At 68.6% G+C, this 19,733-nt stretch carries 16 protein-coding genes and 1 pseudogene; 8 read left to right on the top strand and 9 right to left on the bottom strand.

The genetic code is table 11. The features are described 5' to 3' along the window. Window positions 1–393: 393 nt before the first annotated feature. The 6 genes from ASF16_RS11695 to purU form a co-directional block, all read right to left on the bottom strand. Window positions 394–828 (bottom strand): hypothetical protein, encoded by a 435-nt coding sequence (locus ASF16_RS11695; protein WP_056166992.1) that lies wholly within the window; start codon window positions 826–828, stop codon window positions 394–396. Between the two features lie 141 nt (window positions 829–969). Further along, a complete protein-coding gene (locus ASF16_RS11690; RefSeq protein ID WP_056166989.1) occupies window positions 970–1,899 on the bottom strand; it encodes a hypothetical protein in 930 nt (309 codons plus the stop codon). A gap of 62 nt (window positions 1,900–1,961) precedes the next feature. Next, window positions 1,962–3,494: an FAD-linked oxidase C-terminal domain-containing protein gene (locus ASF16_RS11685; RefSeq protein WP_056166987.1), complete on the bottom strand. Its 1,533-nt coding sequence runs from the start codon at window positions 3,492–3,494 to the stop codon at window positions 1,962–1,964. Between the two features lie 226 nt (window positions 3,495–3,720). After that, the gene (locus tag ASF16_RS11680) at window positions 3,721–4,254 is read right to left on the bottom strand and encodes a GNAT family N-acetyltransferase (RefSeq protein WP_056166984.1); all 534 of its coding nucleotides are present in this window, start codon (window positions 4,252–4,254) and stop codon (window positions 3,721–3,723) included. A gap of 130 nt (window positions 4,255–4,384) precedes the next feature. Further along, entirely contained in the window at window positions 4,385–5,290 is a 906-nt protein-coding gene (locus tag ASF16_RS11675) for a LysR substrate-binding domain-containing protein (protein WP_056166981.1), read from the bottom strand. Between the two features lie 18 nt (window positions 5,291–5,308). Further along, the gene (gene purU, locus ASF16_RS11670) at window positions 5,309–6,160 is read right to left on the bottom strand and encodes a formyltetrahydrofolate deformylase (RefSeq protein WP_056166978.1); all 852 of its coding nucleotides are present in this window, start codon (window positions 6,158–6,160) and stop codon (window positions 5,309–5,311) included. Between the two features lie 136 nt (window positions 6,161–6,296). Between purU and ASF16_RS11665 the strand changes: the two genes are divergently transcribed. Continuing rightward, window positions 6,297–8,558 carry a putative bifunctional diguanylate cyclase/phosphodiesterase gene (locus ASF16_RS11665; RefSeq protein WP_369817140.1) on the top strand — a complete coding sequence of 754 codons (2,262 nt, stop codon included), beginning with the start codon at window positions 6,297–6,299 and terminating at the stop codon, window positions 8,556–8,558. Between the two features lie 219 nt (window positions 8,559–8,777). On the opposite strand, the gene ASF16_RS11660 is transcribed toward ASF16_RS11665, so the two are convergent. Both ASF16_RS11660 and ASF16_RS27135 read right to left on the bottom strand, forming a co-directional pair. Continuing rightward, window positions 8,778–9,728, bottom strand: coding sequence for a ChaN family lipoprotein (locus ASF16_RS11660; RefSeq protein ID WP_056166971.1), 951 nt, complete (start codon window positions 9,726–9,728; stop codon window positions 8,778–8,780). 106 nt (window positions 9,729–9,834) lie between these two features. Beyond that, window positions 9,835–10,068, bottom strand: a complete 234-nt coding sequence (locus ASF16_RS27135) for a hypothetical protein (protein ID WP_056166968.1) — start codon at window positions 10,066–10,068, stop codon at window positions 9,835–9,837. A 220-nt stretch (window positions 10,069–10,288) separates the two neighbouring features. Between ASF16_RS27135 and ASF16_RS11650 the strand changes: the two genes are divergently transcribed. The 5 genes and pseudogenes from ASF16_RS11650 to ASF16_RS11630 all read left to right on the top strand — a co-directional run bounded on the left by ASF16_RS11650 (window position 10,289) and on the right by ASF16_RS11630 (window position 15,887). Then, window positions 10,289–12,745, top strand: coding sequence for an adenosylcobalamin-dependent ribonucleoside-diphosphate reductase (locus ASF16_RS11650; protein ID WP_056166965.1), 2,457 nt, complete (start codon window positions 10,289–10,291; stop codon window positions 12,743–12,745). Window positions 12,746–12,791: 46 nt separating this feature from the next. Next, window positions 12,792–14,111 carry an NnrS family protein gene (locus ASF16_RS11645; protein WP_056166963.1) on the top strand — a complete coding sequence of 440 codons (1,320 nt, stop codon included), beginning with the start codon at window positions 12,792–12,794 and terminating at the stop codon, window positions 14,109–14,111. Window positions 14,112–14,139: 28 nt separating this feature from the next. After that, window positions 14,140–14,829 (top strand): nitroreductase, encoded by a 690-nt coding sequence (locus ASF16_RS11640; RefSeq protein ID WP_082516881.1) that lies wholly within the window; start codon window positions 14,140–14,142, stop codon window positions 14,827–14,829. A gap of 48 nt (window positions 14,830–14,877) precedes the next feature. Further along, window positions 14,878–15,290, top strand: a pseudogene (locus ASF16_RS11635) (ribonucleotide reductase subunit alpha). 12 nt (window positions 15,291–15,302) lie between these two features. Continuing rightward, window positions 15,303–15,887: a hemerythrin domain-containing protein gene (locus ASF16_RS11630; RefSeq protein WP_056166960.1), complete on the top strand. Its 585-nt coding sequence runs from the start codon at window positions 15,303–15,305 to the stop codon at window positions 15,885–15,887. Window positions 15,888–15,922: 35 nt separating this feature from the next. Here ASF16_RS11630 and ASF16_RS11625 read toward each other — a convergent pair whose 3' ends face one another. Further along, window positions 15,923–16,654, bottom strand: a complete 732-nt coding sequence (locus ASF16_RS11625; RefSeq protein WP_056166957.1) for a GNAT family N-acetyltransferase — start codon at window positions 16,652–16,654, stop codon at window positions 15,923–15,925. Window positions 16,655–16,829: 175 nt separating this feature from the next. On the opposite strand from ASF16_RS11625, the gene ASF16_RS11620 reads away from it, so the two are divergent. Together ASF16_RS11620 and ASF16_RS11615 are read left to right on the top strand one after the other, a co-directional pair. Beyond that, window positions 16,830–18,326, top strand: a complete 1,497-nt coding sequence (locus tag ASF16_RS11620) for a PLP-dependent aminotransferase family protein (RefSeq protein WP_056166997.1) — start codon at window positions 16,830–16,832, stop codon at window positions 18,324–18,326. 165 nt (window positions 18,327–18,491) lie between these two features. After that, complete coding sequence (locus ASF16_RS11615) at window positions 18,492–19,568, top strand: AbrB family transcriptional regulator (RefSeq protein ID WP_369817139.1); 1,077 nt, start codon at window positions 18,492–18,494, stop codon at window positions 19,566–19,568. Window positions 19,569–19,733: the final 165 nt, after the last annotated feature.

Here is a 19,733-nt window from a genome sequence, read left to right as displayed (position 1 = left end):
CACCATGATCGCAAGCCGTTTTATGCGCAGGCATGGGTATGGCTCGCGCAGTCCAGGATGCTGTTGAGCCGGCTGAAGTAGATTTCTTCTACACCCTCCAAGAGAAAGTCACCAAAGAGAAGGCGACCCCAAGTCTGCGACCCCTTCGCGTTGCGAAGGGGCGACCTGCGTCGGGGCGTTTGCGGGGTGCGCCGTGGAACTCACTGCGCGCTGCGCGCTTCGTTCAGACAGCCACGGCGAGCTAGACAACGAGGCATGGGCGCTCCGACGCCCATGCTCACCCCGCAACCGCCCCGCCGCAGGCGCAGCCACAGGGGTGGGGAGCCGAACAGCCAACAGCCGGACAGCCACACGGGCCGTCGCGTTGCTCGGCCGCGGCCGGGGCTGCGTCAGCTAGCGTGCTGCCTCATCCGCCGCCATGTTGGCTGCGTGTTCTTCCTGCAGATGCTGCGCAATTTGCGCCCAGGCCAGCTTGGCGTCGGCGTCTTGCGCCCAGGCGTAGCAGCTGGCGATGTGCATGGCCGTCACCGCATGGTGCGGGTCGAGCGCAAAGGCCACCTCGCACTGCAGTGCCGCCTGTCGCCACATCGCGGTCGCGTCTTCTGATCCTTCTTTCTGTAGCGCATGGGCTTCGGCCACCCACGCCTGACCCAGGCGAAACGCTGCTGCGTGTTGCGTGGGGTCGGCTTCGTGCGCCCGTTGAAACAACACACCCGCCTGCCGCCACAACGCCCGCGCTGCGGCAAAGTCCTGCGTGGCTACGGCCTGTGCCTGCGCGACGAGGGCGTTGCCGGATTGGAGGAGGGTGGAGGGAGCGTCGCTGAGCATGGTGCGAAATGGAAGACGATGGAGCTTCGGATTATCGGCGGTCCTACTGCAGCTACCGGCCAGAGGCCAGCCAGTTACAGCTAGAGAAGGCGGACGCTCAACGTTGGATTTAACTGGCACGCAACGCCAAGTCGCTAGAACCTATAGACCGAAGAACATCCTACGTTCTTCACTCTTGTGCAGGTCGTGTTTGGCGATGTGATACAGCTTAGGTCCGACAGCGTTAGACCACAGTCGGAAAGGCAGGCCATCGATGCAAATTTCCGCCACTACAGCGGAGAAGTCTTTCTCGTAACAGTCCCGTAGGATCTTCAAGTTAGTTGACGGAAAGCTGTCTTTGAACTCTTTGTTGAAGTCGGGGTAGAAGTATCTGATCAGGGCGGCCTCGTAGAGCGAGATACGTTCTTCCTCCGTCGTATTAAAGAGTTTGTCCAGCCCTTGTCGAATTCTCGTTCCGCTTTCATCCTTGTTCTTCGCTCGAGGATTGATCACGGTTACTAGCTGATTGTTTGGTTCAATCGCCAACAGAAGCAAGGTGATTTGATAGCCGTCTGGCGCTGTCTTCAAGGCAATTTTCTGAAGCGTCTCGTGCTTGAGGAGGCGATCTATGGCATTTCTGGATCCGCCTTGTCCGTAGGCCTGCCCAACATACTTAACCTCGAACTTGACTGCGCCTGTGGCGGCTAGCCTAGTCTGCATGTCCATTTCGTTTGGCCAGAACCTCTTTCCGGAGCTGTCGCCGACGTAGAAGAGATCGCCTTCAGTCCCGAGCGAGGCGCCTTCAGGCAGTACGTACTCGACCACATGATTTTCCGAGAGAACCTTGAACGACAGCAGAAGATTTCGATCCTTCTGTTCGGCCCCGACAAAGTCAATCCTTGGGGTGTAGCCGATCATGTATATGTGGCAGGTGTCAAGGACACTCGCATACTGTGCTAGCGCCTCTTTGTCGTAGAGACCCGCAGCGGGGATTGTGCAAAAACTGAGTGCATACATGCTAAGTGCATGCTCAATGTCAAAGGCGGCGTTCCCAAAAAAATCATCTCTCGTCAGTTTTTCAGATTTCTTCACGCTGATTTTCCTTAGATATTTTGGCCACTGACTTCTTCTGAATTTGCCGAGGGCTACATTACTCAAAACCTCGGCAAATCCGGATGCTTGATTTGCCCCCCGCGCACCAGCATCTTCCCGTACTCCGCGCACCGGTTCAGCGTCGGGATCACCTTCCCCGGATTCAACAACCCCGCCGGGTCGAACGCGTGCTTGAGCCCGAACATCTGCGCGTTCTCCTCGGCCGTGAACTGCACGCACATGCTGTTGAGCTTTTCCACACCCACGCCGTGTTCGCCCGTCACCGTGCCGCCCATGGCCACGCTGGTCTCCAGGATGTCGGCGCCGAACAGTTCGCAGCGGTGCAGTTGGTCGGCGTCGTTCGCGTCGAACAGGATCAGCGGATGCAGGTTGCCGTCGCCTGCGTGGAATACGTTCGCGCAGCGCAGCTGGTATTTCTTTTCCATGGCCTGGATGGCCAGCAGGATGTCCGCCAGGCGCTTCCTCGGGATGGTCGAGTCCATGCACATGTAGTCGGGGCTGATGCGGCCGCTGGCGGGGAAAGCGTTCTTGCGGCCGCTCCAAAAGCGCAGGCGTTCGGCCTCGTCTTGGCTGACCGAGATGGCGGTAGCGCCTGCCGCTCGCAGCACGTCGCTCATGCGGCCGATTTCTTCTTCCACTTCTTCGGGCGTGCCGTCGCTCTCGCACAGCAGGATGGCCTCGGCCGTGAGGTCGTAGCCGGCTTTGACGAAGTCTTCCACGGCGGCGGTCATGGGCTTGTCCATCATCTCCAGGCCCGCGGGGATGATGCCGGCCGCGATGACTGCGGCCACCGCGTCGCCGGCTTTGCGCACGTCGTCGAAGCTGGCCATGATGCAGCGCGCCAGCTGGGGCTTGGGGATCAGGCGCACCGTCACTTCGGTGATGACGGCGAGCATGCCTTCGCTGCCGATCACGGCGGCCAGCAGGTCGTAGCCGGGGGTGTCCAGCGCCTGGCTGCCGAACTCCACGGGCTCGCCGTCCACGGTGAAGCCCTTCACCGCCAGCACGTTGTGCACCGTGAGGCCGTATTTCAGGCAGTGCACGCCGCCCGAGTTTTCGGCCACGTTGCCGCCGATGGTGCAGGCGATCTGGCTGCTGGGGTCGGGGGCGTAGTACAGGCTGTACGGTGCGGCGGCTTCGCTGATGGCCAGGTTGCGCACGCCGCTCTGCACGCGTGCCGTGCGGCTGACCGGGTCCAGGTCGAGGATGCGGTTGAACTTGGCCAGCGACAGCGTGACGCCCATCGCATGCGGCATGGCGCCGCCCGACAGGCCCGTGCCCGCGCCGCGCGCTACCACGGGCACCTGCAGGTGGTGGCAGGCCTGGAGCACGGCCTGCACCTGCTCATACGTTTCAGGCAGGCACACGACCAGCGGGCGCTGGCGGTAGGCGGTGAGGCCGTCGCATTCATACGGGGTGGTGTCCTCGGCGTGCCACAACAGCGCGTGGGCGGGCACCACGCGGCCCAGGGCCTGCACGACCTCCGCCTGGCGCGTAGCGCGCTCTGACGAGGTAGGCCCGGCCGGTGGTTGGGCGGCTGCAGTGGAGGTAGGGGTGGCGGCGGGAGTCTGCATGCCGCCACTGTAGGGGATGGCGTCAGGCGCGGGCGTGAGATTTTTGCAGAGCGGCCGTGAAAATCCTGGCGAGGCCGCAGGCTGTGCGGCTTGGCTGCGGCCACTGGTCGCGGCGACCTCTGCAGTTTTCACCACCGACTTGCCGCCCACTGGGTCGTTTGCGGGTCGCTCACTACCCGCTACCCGCTACCCGCTACCCGCTCGCTATCCAAGCACTGCCCAAGCACTACCCACCGCTGGACGCCAGCAAGGCCGTGTACCGCAGCTCCTGCAGGGTGGCGCCCGCTACCGTGATGCTTTTGACACCATCCGCATCCGGCACAAATCCCTGCCGCGTGTAGAACCGGATGGCAGGCTCGTTGGCCGCCAGCACCCACAGGCTTGCCTCTGCCTTGCCACGGGCCAACAGGTGCTCGCGGGCGTGCCGCCACAGTGCGTGCCCCGTACCGCGGGCCCAACGCGCAGGGTCTACATAGATGGCCCAGACTTCGCCCCGCGTGGCGGGCGCTCCGGGGTCTCGGCAGTCGCCCAGTGCGATCCAGCCTGTCACCGCGCCGTCGCTGCCGTCCTGCGCCAGCAGCACCTCGGGTGCGCCCTGGGCAATCGCTTGGGCCCAGTAGCCTTCGCGTTGCGCCGCGGACAGGGCGGCCAGGTAGGCAGCGTCGATGATGCCGGCGTACGCCGCCTGCCAGGCCGCAACGTGGATGCGCGCGATGGCGTTGGCGTCGGCGGGCTGTGCAGGGCGGATGGTGAGATTCATGTCGGCAGGTGGTGGATGGATGCGACGGTGATGGTGATGCTGCGTTGGCGCGGTGTTGCAGTGGTGCGTGGGTGAGCCGATGGCGCCATGAAGTAGCGCCGCAGCGAGCCATGCGCCGCGCTGCTGCCGATCACGCCATCGTCTTGCGCAGCCAGTCGGCAAAGGCCGCGCATTCCCAGCGGTCCATGGTGCCGGTGCGCCAGCACAGGTAGTGCGCGTGCGGGCTGGCGGTGTCGGCGTCGAACAGGCGCACCAGCGTGCCGTTCTCCAGCCACGGCGCACCGAGCTTCAGCCGCACCAGGGCCACGCCCATGCCGGCGGATGCGGCGTCGCACATCAGTCCGATGTCGTTGAACTGCGAGCCTTCGCTGGGCTCGGCCCAGTCCAGGGCGGTGGCGGCGAACCATGTACGCCAGGGCTCGAGCGGGCTGCGCAGCAGGGGCACACCCTCCAGGTCCTCGGGCTTGTCGAAAGGCCCGTGCTCGCGCACGAAGGCGGGCGAGGCCAGGGGCGTGACCACGTCGCGGGCCAGTTCCACATGCTCCACGTCGGCATAGTGGCCGGGGCCGAAGCGCACCATCAGGTCGGCGTCTTCGGCCACCACGTCGAGCAGCGGGATGGACACCTGCAGCGCCAGGTCGATCTCGGGGTAAGCCTCGGTGAACTGCCGCAGGCGCGGGATGAGGATGGTGCGCGCAAAGGTGGGCGTGACGGCCAGCTTGAGCCGCCGGCGGCCGGGGGCAGACGCCGCTCCCGGAAAGCGCTGCAGCGCCCCGAGCCCCTCGCGCACATGGGCCAGGTAGGCGCTGCCCTCGGTGGTCAACGAAAAGTCGGCCCGCCCGAACAGCCGCACACCCAGGATCTGCTCGAGCTGCTTGACCCGGTGGCTCACCGCGCTGGGCGTGACGCACAGCTCCTCGGCCGTCTGCGTCACGCTGCGCAGGCGCGCCAGCGCTTCAAAAGTCAGCAGGCACTGGATGGGCGGTATGCGCCGCGCCGCGCTGCTGAGAAAGGACGAGGGAGCGGCAGTGGCCATCTGCAGGCGATGCGACGGCTATCGGAAGACGACGGTCTTGTGGCCGTTCAGGATCACGCGGTGCTCGCTGTGCCACTTCACAGCGCGGGCCAGCACCTGGCTTTCGGTGTCGCGGCCGCGGGCGGTCAGGTCTTCCACCGTGTCGGTATGGTCGGCGCGGGCCACGTCCTGTTCGATGATGGGACCTTCGTCCAGGTCGGCCGTCACGTAGTGGGCGGTGGCGCCGATGAGCTTCACGCCGCGGTCGTGGGCCTGGTAGTAGGGCTTGGCGCCCTTGAAGCTGGGCAGGAAGCTGTGGTGAATGTTGATCGCCCGTCCGGCCAAAGCTTGACACAGATCAAGAGAAAGGACCTGCATGTAGCGCGCCAGCACCACCAGCTCGGCCCCTTCGGCCTCGATAATCTCAAGCTGCCTGGCTTCGGCCTGCGGCTTGGTGGCAGCGGTCACCGGGATGTGGTGAAACGGCACGTTGTAGCTGGCCGCCAGTTGGTAGAAGTCGCGGTGGTTGCTGACGATGGCGCGGATGTCGATGGGCAAGAGGCCGCTCTTCCAGCGAAAAAGCAGGTCGTTCAGGCAGTGGCCCTCCTTGCTGACCATGAGCACCGTCTTCATGGGCGCTGCCGTGGCGTGCAGGCTCCAGCGCATGGTGTGGGGCTCTGCAAAGCTGGCCAGGCGGGTCTTGAGCGTGGCGTGGTCGTGCTGGTCGCAGGCGAACTGCACCCGCATGAAGAACAGACCCGTGGCGTGGTCGTTGTACTGCGCGGCTTCTTCGATGTTGCCGCCGTGCTCCAGCAGGAAGCCGGAGACAGCGTGCACCAGCCCCAGGCGGTCGGGGCAGGACAGGGTAAGGATGTAGGCGTTGGTCGTCATAGCCGCGACATTGTCGCAGCATGGCTGGCACCGTGTGGCCGCGCCCTTTGCGGCCTTAGTACGGCCGGTGGGCGGATAACGGGGGAAATCGATGGTCAATCCGGGCGAGGTCCCGCGTTTCGCTCCCTGGCGGGGGATGCTGCTGTACCTGGTGCTCGGGGTGGCCTGGGTGTTTGCGGGCGACGCGCTGTTGGCGCACTGGGTGACCGACCCTGCGCGGATCACCCACTGGCAGACCTGGAAGGGCTGGGGCTATGTGCTGCTGACCAGCGCGTTGGCCTGGTGGATGCTGCGGCGCATGCGCCGCGCCGAGAAGGTGCGCTGGGCCACGGCGCGGGAGCTGTCGCAGGTGGTGCGCCATGCGCCCGCCGGGTTCGCGCGGGTAGCGCCGGACGGGCGCTTCCTGTGGGCCAACGAGCGGCTCTGTGCCCTGCTGGGCGTGACGCTGGCGCAAGTGCGCATCCTCAACTTCCGCGATGTGATGCTGGCGCGCGAGCCGGACGGCGCCACCCTGCAGCTGGCCCGCCTGCTGGCAGGCGAGATCGACCACTATGTGGACGAGCGCGAATGCCAGCCCCCCGGCGGTGGCCGCAGGGTGCCGGTGCTGTGCACCGTGACGCAGATCCCCGAGGCCGGCGACGAGCCCGCGCACCTGGTCTGCGTGGTGCAGGACCTCGACGAGATCACGGCCGCGCGCGCCGCGCTGCAGTCCAGCGAAACCCGCCAGCGCCTGGCCGCCACGGTGGTGGACAACACCGTCGAGGGCGTGGTGGTGACCGACGCCCACAGCCGCATCCTGTCGGTCAACGCGGCCGTCACACGCCTTCTGGGCTACACCGAGGAGGAGCTGCTGGGCAAGACGCCGCGCGTGTTCAAGTCCGGCCGGCACGACCGCGCGTTCTACGACGCCCTGTGGGGCACACTGCGCCAGACGGGCCACTGGCAGGGCGAGATCTGGAACCGCCGCAAGAACGGCGAGGTCTTTCCCGAGCACATGTCGCTGTCGGCCGTGCGCGACCCGGCGGGCGAGGTGACGCACTACGTGTGCATGTTCACCGACATCTCCGAAGAAAAGGCGCACCAGCGGCAGCTTGAATTCCTGGCGCACAACGACGCGCTCACGGGGTTGTCCAACCGCGCCTGGTTCGGGCACCAGGTCGAGCAGGTGGTGCAGGAGGCGCGCGCCAGCGGCGAGCACATCGCCGTGCTGCTGCTCAACCTGGACCGCTTCAAGGACGTGAACGACAGCTACGGCCACACCACCGGCGACGAGGTGCTCAAGCACATTGCGCGGCAGGTGCAGTCGGCCCTGCGGCCCGGCGACGTGCTGGGGCGCCTGGCCGGCGACGAGCTGGCCGTGGTGGCGCGCCACATGCGCCATGCCGACGGCGCGGCGGCGGTGGCGCGGCACCTGATCGCCGCCGTGGCCGAGCCCTGGCGCTCGCCCGACGGCTTCGAGGTGGTGGCCGGCGTGAGCGTGGGCATCTGCATGTTCCCCGAGCATGCGGCCACCACCGAGCTGCTGCTGCAGGGCGCGCACGCGGCGGTGTACGGCGCCAAGGCGAGGGGCCGCGGCGCGTGGTGCTTCTTCCACGAGGCCATGACCCAGGCCGCGCGCGAGCGGCTGGCGCTCGAATCCCGCCTGCGGCTGGCGCTGGCGCTCGGGCACCTGCAGATGTACTACCAGCCGCAGGTGGACATCCGCTCGGGCCGCATCCTGGGCGCCGAAGCGCTGGTGCGCTGGAACGACCCCGACGAGGGGCTGATATCGCCCGCGCGCTTCATCCCGGTGGCCGAGACCTCGGGCGTGATCGGCCCGCTGGGCGAATGGGTGTTGCGCGAGGTCTGCCGCCAGGGCCAGCAATGGCGCGCCGACGGCCTGCCGGACCTGACGCTGGCCGTCAACGTGTCGCCCCGCCAGTTCCACCTGACCGACCTGGCGGGCTGCACGTCGGCGGCGCTGGCGGACTCGGGGTTTCCGAGCGAATGGCTGGAGCTGGAGATCACCGAATCCGCGCTGGCCGAGCGCACCGAAGAGGCGCGCCAGGTGCTGCTGCGCCTGCGCAGCCTGGGCGTGCGCATCGCGGTGGACGACTTCGGCACCGGCTACTCGTCGCTGGCGCAACTCAAGCGCTTTCCGATCGACGTGCTCAAGATCGACCAGGGCTTCATCCGCGACATTCCGCAAAGCGCGGACGACATGGCCATCAGCGCGGCCATCATCGCCATGGGGCACAGCATGGGGCTGTCGGTGCTGGCCGAAGGCGTGGAGGACGAGGGGCAACTGGCCTTTCTGCAAGAGCGCGGGTGCGACGCGTACCAGGGCTATTTGTGCAGCCGGCCGCTGCCCGCGGATGCGTTTGCGGCGTTGCTGCGGGAGCGTAGCGGGGGGCGTTGAAGGGGAAGAACGACGGGCCCACCTTGGCCCGCTGCCACGTTGGCTACGGGACCCGTGCTCCATGACTCCACCCGTTCGGGCTGAGCCCTGTGGCAGGCTCAGAACAGGTTTGCCGAAGCCTCGCGCCGCGCTTCGACAAGCTCAGCGTGAACGGATGGGGGATTTTTTGAACGCATGCATGCATGCATGAACGCATGAATGTATGAATGCACGCCGGCCTCACCGCGCCGGGTTTGCGCCCTTGCCCCACTGCTCGCGCAGCTCTGCGCAGTGGTCCTTGGCGGGCAGGGCAGGGGTGGCAACGATGGCGTCCGCATCTGCATCCGTGTCTGCATTCATATTTGCAGGCGCTTCTTTTTTGACAGCTGCTTGCGCTTCTCCCGCCTGTGCCAGGGCCACTTTGGACGTCAAGCCTGCAGGCAGGTGCGTGGGTACGCCCAGGCTGCGCAGCACATGGCCACCACCGGCAATCAGCAGCACGGTCTGGCCGCTCACGCGCGCTTCGGTCGCGGTGCGGGCCATGGCGGCGTCCCGGGCGATCTGGATGCGGGCCATGGGAGCGATCTGCGACTCGGGCAGCAGGCCGCAGTGGCCCTCGCGCAGCGCCTCGTACTGGCGCTGCAGAGCGGGCGCGGGCAGGTGCCGGTCCCACGCGGTATCGGCCATGGCGTCGCGCATGCGGGCGCGGGGCAGGTTGCCGCCCCACACCGGCACGCCCGCAGCCACGGCGGCCATCACCACCGGGCCGTAGGCCTTCCAGGGCCAGGCGGCGTCCTTCCACTGCAGGGCGGCCTGCACCTGGGCCTCGGTGGCATCGCGGGGCAGGCCGGTGGTGCTGTGGCCTTGCTCGGCCATCTCCATCACCACGGCTGCCAGCTGGCCCCGGGCGGCCATCGCCTGCACGGTGTCGCGCTGCCATTGCTGGTGCTCGGCGGCATCGTGCTTTTCGCCCAGCAGCAGCACATCGGCGGGCAGCAGGGCCTGCAGGCGCGCAGGCCAAGCGGCGGGGGAGACAGCGGGGGAGACAGCGGTGGCAGAGGTCGTGGTGGGTGACGAGGCCGTGGGGGCTGTGCCCAGGCCGGTGCAGCCCCCCAGCAGCGCCAGGCTGGCCGCCGCGAGCCCAGGTGCAGCGCGGCGGAATGTGAAGAAGGTCGATGGCGGTGTGTGCATGGCGTGATGCTACGCGCGGCGGGCCTCACGCTGTGGGGTGGTGCAGTGACACAGCGCTCGGGTAAATCTTGTCACCAATCGCAAGCACCGCTTGATGCGCGACGAGCTACTTGACCGGCTGCGCCGTTTCCATGACGATGCCTTTGCGCAGTACCGGAAAACCTTCCAGACGCTGGCCGCCCGTGCAGGCGGGGCCCGAGGTCCTTTGCTGCACGCAGCAGCGCCCGGTGGTGCTGCGGCTCGAGCGCCTCATGGAGTACCCATGGTGCGCGGTCGGGTGCCGTCGGGGCAGATCAGCCCGCAGGGCTGGCACCATGTGATCGAGGAGGGCGAAGTCCATGTCTTTGACGTCCGAAGTGGTGGCTTTGTGCCCACCCCCATGCCGAGCATGACAGCCCAGTGTGGCTCGACGATGCCTGGCGCGACATGCACACGCGCAGCACGCGTGCGTCTCTGTTTGCGTCTGAACCCCGCGCCGCATGGCGCCCCTGCAATGGCACTGCGTGCGTCTTGACCCAGCGCAAGCCCCTACTGTCGTGAACCCCCAACCATCGGTACCCATGAAGCGCGAACCACAGCACACTCTGGCCACCCCCTCGTCCCTGCAGCCCATCAGCCTGGATGTGCTGCGCGAGAAGTACCTCAAGCCCGGCGAAACCTCCGTGGACGAGCTGTACGCCCGCGTGGCGCGTGCGCTCGCTTCGGTGGAGGCGCCCGATCTGCGTGCGAAGTACGAGGCTTTGTTCCTCGCCAACCTCCAGGCCGGCGCCATCGGCGCGGGGCGCATCATGAGCGCGGCGGGCACCGACATCCAGGCCACGCTGATCAACTGCTTCGTGCAGCCCGTGGGCGACTGCATCCAGGGCGTGGACGACGAAGGCTTCCCGGGCATCTACGAAGCGCTGCGCGAAGCGGCCGAGACCATGCGCCGTGGCGGCGGCGTGGGCTACGACTTCTCCCGCATCCGCCCCAAGGGCGCACATGTGAAGGGCACGGCCTCCATGGCCTCGGGGCCGTGCAGCTACATGAACGTGTTCGACCAGTCCTGCTCCACCGTGGAGAGCGCGGGTGCGCGCCGGGGCGCACAGATGGGCGTGCTGCGCATCGACCACCCCGATGTGCAGGAGTTCATCACCGCCAAGCGCACCCCGGGCCGCTGGAACAATTTCAACGTGTCGGTGGGCGTGTCGGACGCCTTCATCGACGCGGTGCAGAACGACACCCCCTGGGAGCTGGTGCACAAGGCCGCGCCCGGCGCCGCATTGCAGGCGCAAGGCGCCCGCCAGCGGGCCGATGGCCAGTGGGTCTACGCCACCGTGCGGGCGCGCCAGTTGTGGGACACGATCATGAAGTCCGCCTACGACTTCGCCGAGCCTGGAATCCTGTTCCTGGGCCGCATCAACGAAGACAACAACCTGCATTACTGCGAGGACATCGCGGCGACCAACCCGTGCGGCGAGCAGCCGCTTCCGTCGTATGGCTGCTGCGACCTCGGCCCCGTCATCCTGACCCGCTTCGTGCGGCACGCTTTCGGCTTTGGTGGTGTGGCAGCGTTCGACTTCGAGGCCTTCGGCCAGGCGGTGGCGCTGCAGGTGCGGGCGCTCGACAACGTGCTGGATGTGACCTTCTGGCCGCTGCCGCAGCAGCGCGACGAGGCCATGGCCAAGCGGCGCATCGGCGTGGGCTTTACCGGCATGGGCAATACGCTGGCCATGCTGTGCCTGCGCTACGACCGGCCCGAGGGCCGCACCATGGCGGCGCGCATTGCCGAGCACATGCGCGATGCGGCCTATGCGGCGTCGGTGGAGCTGGCGCGCGAGAAAGGGGCGTTCCCGAAGTTCGATGCGCGGGGCTACCTGGCCGAGGGCACCTCTGCCAGCCGGCTGCCCGCGCCAATACAGGCGTCGATCCGCGAGCATGGCATCCGCAACAGCCATCTGCTGTCCATCGCGCCCACGGGCACGGTGAGCCTGGCGTTTGCCGACAACGCTTCCAATGGCATCGAGCCGCCGTTCTCGTGGATGTACAAGCGCAAGAAGCGCGAGTCCGATGGCAGCACGCTGGAGTACGCGGTGGAGGACCACGCCTGGCGGCTGTACCGCGACCTGGGCGGCGACGTGAATGCGCTGCCCGACTATTTCGTCTCGGCCCTGGCGATGTCTGCGCAGGACCACATCGCGATGATGGAAACCGTGCAGCCCTTCGTGGACACGGCCATCTCCAAGACGGTGAACATCCCGGCGGACTACCCCTACGACGACTTCAAGGACCTGTACCTGCAGGCCTGGCGCGCGCGGCTCAAGGGGCTGGCCACCTACCGGCCCAACAGCATCCTCGGCTCGGTGCTCGAAACGCACGCAGAGCCCGCGCCTGAAGCCGCTGCAATGGCAAAGCCCGCGCCTGCTGCCCCCGCCGCAGCGCCTGTGGACCCGATGCGCACTGTCATCGAGAGCCGGCCGCAGGGCGGCCTGTCGGCGGTGGCCGAGAAGCTCGAATACTGGACGCAGGAGGGCCACAAGACGCTGTACCTCATCGTGTCCTTCCTGCCCGTGCCCACGGGCGTGGGCGGCCGCACGGTGGACCGTGCGATCGAGTTCTTCATGCCCGTGGGGCAAAGCGGCGAGTCGCAGCAGTGGATCACCTCCAGCATGCGCATGCTGTCGCTGGCGGCGCGCGGCGGTTTTCTGGAACGGGCCCTGTCCGACATGCGCAAGGTGGCCTGGGACCGGGGCCCTGTGCGCCTGGGGCAGCACCGCAAGGACGACGGCACGCTGGTGCCGATGTGGCACGACTCGGAAGTGGCGGCCATGGCCTATGCCATCCAGAACATCCTGTCGCGCCGCGTGGCGGACCCGGTGCAGCAACTGCTGCCGCTGGACGAGCCCGCGCCGCCGCCCGCGGCCGTGCCACAGGCCATGGCGGGCAAGAAGTGCAGCGAATGCGGCGCCCATGCGGTGATCCGCAAGGACGGCTGCGACTACTGCACGCAGTGCGGCCACCTGGGCAGCTGCGGATGAGCGCGTTCGCCGTGCACGGCAATCTTTCGCAGGGTAGGTACACGCCATGAGCAAAGTCATTCCTGTCGCGATTGGCAAGCCGTCGGCACAGGCCGTGGCGCAGCAGGACCCGCGCTGGCGCTGGCAGTACCTGATGCTGGCGCCGCACCGGCTGGGGTTCTTCCTGGCGATGGTGGTGCTGGTCGCCTCGGGCGCGTGGTGGGCGCTGGTGCAGGTGGCGCGCTCCACCGGCTGGTGGGGCATGTACTACGCGATGTCGCCCACCACCGTGCATGCGGCGGTGATGGCGCTGGGTTTCATTCCGCTGTTCTTCTCGGGCTTTCTGTTCACGGCCGGGCCCAAGTGGCTGGGGGTGGCCCCCTTGCCGCCGCAGGCGCTGCGCGCACCGCTGGTGTTGCAGGCGCTGGGCTGGCTGCTGTGGCTGGTGGGTGCGCACTGGCGCATCGGCGCGGTGCTGGTCGGCCTGGCCCTGGCCGGCGCGGGCCTGTTGTGGATGACGGCGCTGTTCTGGGGGCGTGTGCGCGCGAGCCGCGCCGAAGACCAGCTCCATGCCCGCGTGATCGGCGTGGCCTGCGGCGTGGGCTGCATGAGCCTGGTGGCGCTGTGGTTCAGCCTGGCGGTGGGCACGCATGCGCTGGCGCGGGCCTGTGTGTACACGGGGCTGTGGGGCTTCGTGGTCGTGGTGTACGTCACGGTGGCGCACCGGATGATTCCGTTCTTTACCTCCAGCGCCATGCCCACGGTGCGCTCTTGGCGCCCGTTCTGGGTGCTGTGGCTCATGCTGGCCGCGGCCGGCATGCAGGTGCTGGCCACCTGGCTGGAATGGGCGGGTGTACCCGCCAGCCGCGCCGGGCCCGCCTGGATGCTGGTGCACGGCGCCCTGCAGCTGGTGGTGGGGGGCGTGCTGGTGTGGCTGGCCTGTGTGTGGGGGCTGGTGCAGAGCCTGAAGAACCGGCTCCTGGCCATGCTGCACATCGGCTTTGTGTGGCTGGGCGTGGCGTTCTTGCTGGGTGGCCTGTCGCCGTGGCTGGCCTGGGTCTTTGGCATCGGCACGCTGGGACTGGGTGCGCTGCATGCGCTCACCATGGGGTGCCTGGCATCGCTGATGCTGGCCATGGTCACGCGCGTGTCGTGCGGCCACAGCGGCCGAGCGCTCGTGGCCGACCGCATCGTCTGGGCACTGTTCTGGTTGCTGCAGGCGGCCACGCTGCTGCGCATCGCGGCGGCCATGCCGGGCGCATTCGGCGTGGCCTGGGCCTGGCTGCTGCCGGTGGCGGCCGTGCTGTGGGCGGCCACCATGGGGGTCTGGGGCGTGCGGCTCAGTGGCTGGTATGGCCGCCTGCGGGCCGATGGCCGTCCGGGCTGAGCCCCTGTTTGTTGGACAAGGAACTGCGATGGCTGTCATCCCCTGGCCCCTGAACCCGCGCGGCGCCGCACGGCAGCGCACGGCCGCGCCTGCGGTGCCTGCCAGTGGCATCGACGACGTGGCGGCCATCGCGGCCACGCTCATCCAGTCGCGCCAGACCATCCTGCCCAAGCGTTTGGCGGGCCCCGGGCCCGGTACCGACGAACTGGCGCAGATTCTCCAGGCCGCGGCCCACGCGCCCGACCACGGGCAACTGGTGCCCTGGCGGTTCGTGCTGGTGCCCGAGGCTGCACGTGCGGCACTGGCCGAGGTGTTCGCCCAGGCGCTGCAGCAGCGCGACCCCGCCGCCACTCCCGAGCAGGCCGCGCAGGCGCGCGAGAAGGCGCACCGCGCGCCGGTGCTCATGCTGGCCGTGGTGGACGCGCAGCGCGGCGACCCCGGCATCGACCTGGCCGAGCGCCTGGTGTCGGCCGGCTGCGCGGTGCAGAACATGCTGCTCATGGCCACGGCGCAGGGCTACGGCTCGGCACTCACCAGCGGCAAGGCGCTCAAGGCGCCGGGCTTGCGTTCGTTGTTCAGGCTGGCGGACTCCGAACAGGCGCTGTGCTTCATCAGCATCGGCACGGTGCAGTCGCGCAAGTCGGCGCGGTCGCGGCCTGCGGCGCGCAACTACGTGAGCACGCTGGATGCGCAGCGGGGCGTGGTGCCTGGGTTCTGATTTCCTTTTTCTCTGTCTTTTCTCTTACAACCGTTTCGTTGCCGCCCCATGGATATTTCAAGTTGCGATGACCTGCTGCAGGCCGCGCGCCAGCAGCCCGAGCCGCAGCGCCTGCTGTTCGTGTTCACGGCGGTGGATCTGCCCGATGACGCCACCACTGCCCAGCATGCACGCTTCGAGGCGGGGCAGGGCTGCGCCCCGGTGCCGCTGATGTGCGTGGACAAGACGCCGCAGGAGCTGCCATCGTTCGCTGCACTGGTGGAGGACGCCCGCCAGTTCACCGCGCCGGGCCACGACTGGGCGATGGTGTTTGCCGCGGCGATGCCGGGCACCTTGAACAGGCGTCCACCCCCGCGGAGGCCGGGGCCCCGCCGCAGCGCATGGTCGATGCGATCCAGCAAGGTGCGCTCGGTGCGTACATCCCCTTTGACCGCCAGGGCCAGCCCGTGCGGTTTGGCTGAGGTAGTGGCCGCATGACGACCACGCCTGCCTCTGCCCGCGAGATCCCGGGTTTCAACACGCCGGGCGTGGGGTTCGAGCAGCCCTTTGCCATGCTCGAGGCCTGCCACGAGCGCGTGCAGCGCACGCTGGCATTGCTGGGACGGCTGCGCGCCCACGTGCAGACCCACGGCGCCGACGAGCCTGCCCGCCAGGCGGCCCGCGACGTGCTGCGCTACTTCGACATCGCGGCGCCGCTGCACCATGAGGATGAAGAGCTGCATGTGTTTCCGCCCCTGCTGGCCCAAGGGCCGGCCGAGGTGGTGGCGCTGGTGCAGCGGCTGCTGCAGGACCACCGCGACATGGTGGCCGACTGGGCCGCCGCGCGCCAGCCCCTGCAGGCGCTGTTGGAGGGCCGGGCCGATGCCTTCGGTGCCGCCGACGGCGCGGTGCTGGACCGCTTTGCCGAGCGCTACGCCCGCCACATCGAGGACGAAGAACAGATCGCTTACCCGGCGGCCCATGGCCTGCTGCCCGGCGCCACGCTGCAGGCCATGGGCCTGGAGATGGCGGGCCGGCGGCAGTCCCCGGTGGCAGCGCGCCCGGGCCCGCAGGGGTAGCGCAGGGCAGGGTGCGTGGCGGATCGGCAGGCGGATCAGGCGGCTTGCGCTGCCGTACCCTCGCGCAGTGCCGCCAGGGACACGCGCTGGCTGCCGTCCTCGGTGAAGTTGCCCGGGGCGAGCCAGCGCTCGAAGCCTGCCTTCAACGCGGGCCATTCGCTGTCCAGGATCGAGAACCACGCCGTGTCGCGGCTGCGGCCCTTGTAGACGAGGGCCTGGCGAAAGATGCCTTCGAACTGGAAGCCCAGGCGCTTGGCCGCCTCGCGGGACGGCGCGTTCAGGCTGTCGCACTTCCACTCGTAGCGGCGGTAGCCCAGGTCCGCGAACACACACTGCATCAGCAGGTACTGCGCCTCGGTGGAGATCGGGGTGCGCTGGAGCAGCGGCGAGAACATCACATGCCCCACCTCGACCACGCCGTGGGCCGGGTCGATGCGCATCAGCGACAGCGTGCCCACGGCGCGGCCGGTGCGCCGGTCGATCACGGCGTAGTGCAGCGGGTCGGTGCTGGCGGCGGCCTGCTCGCAGTGGGCGCGGTAGCTGGCAGCGTCGGTGAACGGCCCCACGCCCATGTAGGTCCAGCCGCGGCCGTCCGGCGCCTGCGCGTAGGCGGCGTACAGGTCGCTGGCATGGCGGGCGGCGTCCAGCGGTTCCAGTCGGCCGTAGTGGCCTTCGAGCACGGTGCGGGCCGGGCGCGGCCGGGGGCTCCAGCCGGGCAGCGGTGCGCCCACGGGTTGCTGGTATTCGTTCACAACGGAAGATGGCATGCGCGGGGTCCTTGCAGAGAGATAGAGAAAAGAGAAAGAAAGAGGTGTCGGCTGAAGACGCCCTGAAGTTAGCGGCAGCGTGGTGTGGTGAAAAGTGCCAGAATCCAGGCTTTTTAAGGTGCCACGCATGGCCAGCGCTGTGCCCAGCGGTCAATCGCCTTCCCGTGCAGCCCAGATGGCACGGCCAACCCCGCAAGCCCCGGTCGCGCAGACGCTGCTCGAACGCGCGCTGGACCACGGGCCCGGCGCGGAGCCATTGCGGCGGCAGCTCTTCCAGCGGCTGCGCCACGCGATCTTCGACGGGCGGCTGGTGGCCGGCAGCGCGCTGCCGGGGTCGCGTGCGCTGGCCGAGGGCCTGGCCCTGTCGCGCAACACGGTGACCGCGGCCTACGAGCAACTGGTGGCCGAGGGCTATGTGGTGTCGGACCGGCAGGGCACGCGGGTGGCGGCGCTGGCGCAGCGGCCAGCCGGGCCGTCGGCCGCCCGGCACCCGGCGCCGGCGGTGCCGGAAGTTCCGGCGATGGCCGCCCGCCTCGCGCTCATCCAGCCGCGCGCACCACGCACCGGCGCCACACCGTTGGCACTGAGCCCGGGCATGCCGGCGCTCTCGCAGTTTCCGCTGGCGGCCTGGCGCCGTGCGCTCGACCACGCGGTGCTCGGTGGCGGCCCGGCAGCGCTGGGCTATGGCGACCCGCTGGGCGAGATGGCGCTGCGCACGGCCATCGCGCGCCACCTGGCCGTGGCGCGTGGCGTGCGCTGTGCGGCCGAGCAGGTGGTCATCACCGAAGGCGCGCAAGAGGCGCTGGTGCTGTGCGTGCGCCTGCTGTCGAACCCCGGCGACGTGGCCTGGGTGGAAGACCCCGGTTACCGGGGCGCCAAATCCGCCCTGCAGGCGGGTGACCTGCGCACCGTGCCACTGCGGGTCGACGCGCAGGGGCTGGTGGCGAACGAGTCCGACTGGACGCTGCGCACCCCGCGCCTGGTCTACACCTCGCCATCGCACCAGTACCCGGGCGGTGCGGTGATGTCGGTGGCGCGGCGGCTGGCGCTCATCGAGCAGGCGCGGCGCCACGGCGCGTGGATCATCGAGGACGACTACGACAGCGAGTTCCGCCACGCGGGCGAGCCCATCGGCGCCATGCAGGGGCTGGTGGACGGCGCCCCGGTGCTGTACGTGGGCACTTTCAGCAAGACGATGTTCCCGTCGCTGCGCCTGGGCTTCGTGGTGCTGCCCGCGGCCGTGCTGGACGCCGTGCGCCTGCCGCTGGCCGAGATGCTGCGCGGCGGCCAGCGGCACGCGCAACTGGCCATGGCGCATTTCATGGACAGCGGCCAGTTCAGCCGCCACCTGGGCCGCATGCGCCGCCTGTACCGCGAGCGCCAGCAGGCGCTACGGGCCGCGCTGGCGCGGCACCTGGCGGTGCCCCACCAGACCGAGGGCGGGCACTGCGGCATGCACCTGCTGGTGCGCCTGCCCGCCAACTGCCCGGACCACGCCATCGCAGCCGCGGCGCGCAGCCATGGCATGGCGCCGTCGCCGCTGTCGGGCTTTGCGATGCAGCCGCAGCCGCAGGACAACGGCCTGGTGCTGGGCTACGGCAACACGCCGGTGGAACTGTTCGAGCCCCTGGTGCAGCGGCTGTCGCTGCTGGCGCAGGCCGCCATGACCTAGGTCCGGTCCCTGCGCCCTGTCTTTGGCGATGCCTGCCATGCCGGGCGGGTAAGGCCTGGCCACCTGGGGTGGCGGGCGGGGCGCGATACTCGGCGTTGCCTTTTTGCGCGTGCCGTCACTGTGTCGTCATCACCCCTGTTCCCTTTGTCCCCCCTGCCTCCCCGCTTGAAATTCGCCGCCCGCGTGCTGGGCACGCTGCTGCTGGCCTGGGCCGCGGCCGCCGCCTGCGTGGCCCTGCGCACGCCGCTGCCCTGGATGATCGGCCCGCTGTTGGCCACGTCGGTGGTGTCCATCGTCGGCGGGCCGACGGAGAGCTGGGGGCCGCTGCGCAATGCCGGGCAGTGGACCATCGGCGCGGCGCTGGGCCTGTACTTCACGCCGCAGGTGGTGGCACTGATAGGCGGGCTGTGGTGGGCCATTGCGCTGGGCATCGTGTGGGCGCTGTTCCTGGGCTGGCTGTTCGGTGCCTGGCTGTACCGGGTGCATGCACCGCGCATGCATGGCGTGCCGGCACCGATGATGCGCGCCACCAGCTACTTCGCGGGGGCCATCGGCGCCGCGTCGGAGATGACGCTGCTGGCCGAGCGCGAGAACGCCCGCACCGACCTGGTGGCGGCCAGCCACAGCCTGCGCCTGCTCATCGTCACCGTCACGATTCCATTTGCGCTGCAGTGGAGCGGCCTGCACGGCCTGGACGTGCTGCCGCCCACGGTGGCGCGCGTGGTCGACCTGCCCGGCCTGGCGCTGCTGGCCATGCTCACGGGCGTGGGCGCGTTGTTGATGGACAAGCTCGGTCGGGCCAACCCCTGGTTCATGGGCGCCATGCTGGTGTCGATGGGTATCACCATGGCGGGCATCAGCCTGTCGGCCGTGCCGCAGGTGATGGTGAACGCCGCGCAACTGGTGATCGGGGTGAGCCTGGGGGTGCGCTTTCGGGCCGACTTCTTGCGCACTGCGCCGCGGTGGATGGTGTCGGTGGCGCTGGGCACGCTGGTGCTGATGGGGGTGTGCGCCCTCTTTGCCGGGGCGCTGGCCTGGGCGACCGGGCTGTCATGGGTCACGCTGCTGCTGGGCTCATCGCCCGGGGGCATCACCGAAATGGCCATCACGGCCAAGGTGCTGCAGCTCGGCGTGCCGGTGGTGACTGCGTTCCAGGTGTGCCGGCTGATCGCGGTGCTGATGCTGGTGGACCCGCTGTATCGGCGGATCTATCCGTCCGAGGAGAAGCCGACCAAGCTTTGAGCGCGCGCTGCCCCAACGCCAGCCTACCCGTGGAACCGGCTTGTATGGTGGAGGTGTTGGGGTGGAGGGCCTGAGTACCGGCTATCGGCTTTGACCGACTGGCAAAGATAGCCCCCACCCCGCCCCTGAGCGTCGATAAGGAACTGAGCCGCACCTCAGCGCCGA

This window comes from Acidovorax sp. Leaf78 (genome assembly GCF_001422735.1).
In the GTDB taxonomy this organism is placed as follows: domain Bacteria; phylum Pseudomonadota; class Gammaproteobacteria; order Burkholderiales; family Burkholderiaceae_C; genus Acidovorax.
The sequence above is the reverse complement of the archived record's forward strand: the minus strand, read 5'-3'. Positions and strand labels throughout refer to the sequence as shown.